The 3,399-nt window shown below is 66.4% G+C and carries 3 protein-coding genes; 1 reads left to right on the forward strand and 2 read right to left on the reverse strand.

Annotated elements, in window-relative coordinates; genetic code table 11:
• The coding region (locus O7A61_RS31590) for a cache domain-containing protein (RefSeq protein ID WP_442921137.1) at positions 1-819 on the reverse strand (819 nt) is incomplete at its 3' end.
• A gap of 308 nt (positions 820-1,127) precedes the next feature.
• On the opposite strand from O7A61_RS31590, the gene O7A61_RS31595 reads away from it, so the two are divergent.
• Positions 1,128-2,456 carry a dicarboxylate/amino acid:cation symporter gene (locus O7A61_RS31595; RefSeq protein ID WP_140505625.1) on the forward strand — a complete coding sequence of 443 codons (1,329 nt, stop codon included), beginning with the start codon at positions 1,128-1,130 and terminating at the stop codon, positions 2,454-2,456.
• A 166-nt stretch (positions 2,457-2,622) separates the two neighbouring features.
• Here the strand turns inward: O7A61_RS31595 and O7A61_RS31600 are convergent.
• Positions 2,623-3,399 (reverse strand): ROK family protein (locus O7A61_RS31600; protein WP_337133083.1); only part of this gene is annotated, 777 nt, incomplete at its 5' end.

Here is a 3,399-nt window from a genome sequence, read left to right on the forward strand (position 1 = left end):
CTGCACTACCTCGACGAACCGGCGCGATTTTCCGGCTTCGTCGATTGTCGCCAGACCGTCACCGGCGCCACGCCGTATCGGCAGCGGCTCGAAGGCGGCGTCGACCAGTTGAAGCCGGTCATGCGCCGCGGCGGCGTCCGCGGCGGCGAGCGGCGCCAGCGCATGGAAGCGCCAATCGGGCTGGCTGGTGGCCAGAACGACGCCGCGCTCGTCGGTGACGAAAACGCGAAAGCCGCTCGCCCGCCAATTGGCTTCGACACCGCCGAGTTCGACCTTCAGAACCGCGACGCCAAGCGGCTTGCCAGCATCGTCGACACGGCCGGCGAGGTAGAGACCCGGCTTGCCGCTGATCGTGCCGAGGCCGTACTGGCTGGCCGCGCCGTTGGCCATCGCATCGGTGAAATAGTGACGAAAATTATAGTCGATGCCGACAAAGCTGTCCGGCTGGCCGGCATTGCTGGCTGATATCGCCATGCCCGCCGTGTCGATGACATAGATGGCCGAGGCCGATGCATCGCCGGCTATGGCCTTCAGCTTGGCGTCGAGAGCGGTTTCCTCGACTTTCCCGGCGCGGCGCAGCGCGTCGCGCACCGCATCGTCGCGCGCCAGCACCAGCGGCACGAGACGCTGCTTTTCGATTTCGCCGGTCAGGGTTCCGGCCGCCAGCGGCAAGGCGGCCAGTGCCCCGTCGCGCAAGTTGCCGGCGGCCTGATCCTCGGCGATGCGCCCGGCAACCGCGACTGCGCCGACCAGGACCGCGAGCGCGATCGCCGCAAGCAGCCAACGGCCGCCGCGCAGGCGCACTACCGCTTCGCGCAACAGGTCGCGGGCGTGAAACCCTGGGGCTTCGCTATCGATGCGCTGTCGCGGCGTCGGCCCTCTCCCTTCCCTGCACGGCTTTGGCCCCAGTCTAATGCGAAATTCCGCCAGGGCAAACAAGACCTGTGCGGAAATCCGCATAGATCTCCGTCGACAGCAGGGCAGGAACGGCTGAAACGCGGGGATTTCGGCCTATCCGCCATCTGGCACAGCGCTTGCAAAAGTCCTTGCAGCGGCGGGCGACCGGAGCGCCGCGATGGGAGAAGTCACGCAGGGCGGGTTCCGTCCATCCGGCCAGGGAGAGTTCGATGCATATCGCAGACCAATCCGCCGCGCCCGCCGCGCAGCGCAAGCCCCTCTATGCCCAGCTCTACGTGCAGGTGCTCGTAGCAATCACCGTCGGGATCCTGCTCGGCCATTACTATCCGTCGATCGGCGAGAGCATGAAGCCGCTCGGCGATGCCTTCATCAAGCTGGTCAAGATGATCATCGCCCCGGTCATCTTCCTGACGGTCGCAACCGGCATCGCCGGCATGAGCGACCTGCAGAAGGTCGGCCGCGTCGCCGGCAAGGCGATGCTCTACTTCCTCACCTTCTCCACGCTTGCGCTCATCATCGGCCTTGTCGTGGCCAATGTCGTGCAGCCGGGCGCCGGCTTCAACATCGACCCGGCGACGCTCGACGCATCGACCGTGAACACTTACGCCGCCAAGGCGCATGACCAGTCGGTCACCGGCTTCCTGATGAACATCATCCCCGGCACGATCGTCGGCGCCTTCGCCGACGGCGACATCCTGCAGGTGCTGTTCTTCTCGGTGCTGTTCGGCATCGCGCTGGCGCTGGTCGGCGACAAGGGCACACCGGTGCTCAATTTCCTGCAGGCGCTGATGGCGCCGATGTTCAAGCTGGTCGGCGTGCTGATGAAGGCAGCGCCGATCGGCGCGTTCGGCGCGATGGCCTTCACCATCGGCAAATACGGCATCGGCTCGGTCATCAACCTCGCCATGCTGGTCGGAACCTTCTACGCGACGTCGTTCCTGTTCGTCTTCGTCGTGCTCGGCGCGGTCTGCCGCTACAACGGCTTCTCGATCCTGTCGCTGATCCGCTACATCAAGGAAGAGCTCCTCCTGGTGCTGGGCACATCGTCGTCGGAAGCCGCACTGCCCTCGCTGATGGAGAAGATGGAAAAGGCCGGCGCCAAGCGCTCGGTGGTCGGGCTGGTCATCCCAACCGGCTATTCCTTCAATCTCGACGGCACCAACATCTACATGACGCTGGCGGCGCTGTTCATCGCCCAGGCGACGAACATCCATCTGTCGATATCAGACCAGATCCTGCTGCTGCTGGTCGCCATGCTCTCTTCGAAAGGTGCCGCCGGCATCACCGGGGCCGGCTTCATCACCTTGGCCGCCACGCTTTCGGTGGTTCCCTCGGTGCCGGTCGCCGGCATGGCGCTGATCCTTGGCGTCGACCGCTTCATGTCGGAATGCCGGGCGCTGACCAACTTCGTCGGCAATGCGGTGGCGACGCTGGTCGTCGCGCGCTGGGAGGGCGAACTCGACGAAGCCAAGCTGGCCAGGGCATTGGCTGGTACAGCCGACGACAGCCTGCCGGCGGACATCGTTCCCGCCGAGTAATCCGCCGTTCCCTGAAATGACCATGGCCGCATGCACTCAGCTTGCGGCCATCGGCTTATGTCCGTGATGTCAGACGGCTTTGCCCAGCGGCGCGTTGCCATCGCCGCTGAAGAAATGGCAGTGCGACGGATCGGCCTGCATCGCGATCAGGCCGCGCAGCTTGAGCTCAGCCATTGAAGTCCCTCCTCGTGTCCGGATATGTGCTTGGGCCGACAGGCATGGGAGTCGCCAACGTGCCCAAATCGTCGAACAGGACAAGGCTGGCGGCACCAACCAGCCCGGCGTGGCGGCCGAGCTGGGCCTGGACGACCGGCACGTCGCGATAAGCGCGCATGGCGCGCTGCTGGATGGTCGCCCTGATGACGGGCGCCATCAGGTCGAGGCCATTGGCGATGCCGCCGCCGACGACCAGCACGTCGGGCGAATAGAGATGCAAGAGATTGGTGAAACCGACGCCAAGCCAGCGGGCCTCCTCCTCGAGCAGGGCCACAGCGAGATCGTCCTGCAGCCTGGCTGCCTCGACCACATGGCGGCCGGTGACCTCGGCGTTGGCCGATAGGCGGCGCAGTGTCGAGCCGTCCAGGGGCGACGTCGCGGCATCGGCGCGGCGGCCGAGCGCGGTGCCGGAGGCAATGGCCTCGAAGCAGCCGACGACGCCGCAGACGCAGCGCTCGCCCTCGTTGGTGATGGTCATATGGCCGATCTCGGCGGCAAGGCCACGGCGGCCGTGCAGGATGCGTCCGTCGGCGACGACGCCGCCGCCGATCCCGGTCGAGACGGTGACGAAGACCAGCGAGCGCGCGCTATGGCCGGCGCCGAAACGCCATTCGCCAAGTGCGGCCGCATTGGCATCGTTCTCCAACCGTACCGGCAGGCCGAGCCGCCGCTCGAGGATGTCGGCCAGCGGCACGTCCTGCCAGCCGGCCAGCGTCGGCGGTCCGAC

Source organism: Mesorhizobium sp. Cs1321R2N1 (genome assembly GCF_037179725.1).
Taxonomy (GTDB): Bacteria; Pseudomonadota; Alphaproteobacteria; order Rhizobiales; family Rhizobiaceae; genus Mesorhizobium; species Mesorhizobium salmacidum.

Bases quoted from the DNA above. Each gene is read 5' to 3' on its own strand.
- O7A61_RS31595 (WP_140505625.1), top strand. From the start codon at position 1,128: ATGCATATCGCAGACCAATCCGCCGCGCCCGCCGCGCAGCGCAAGCCC.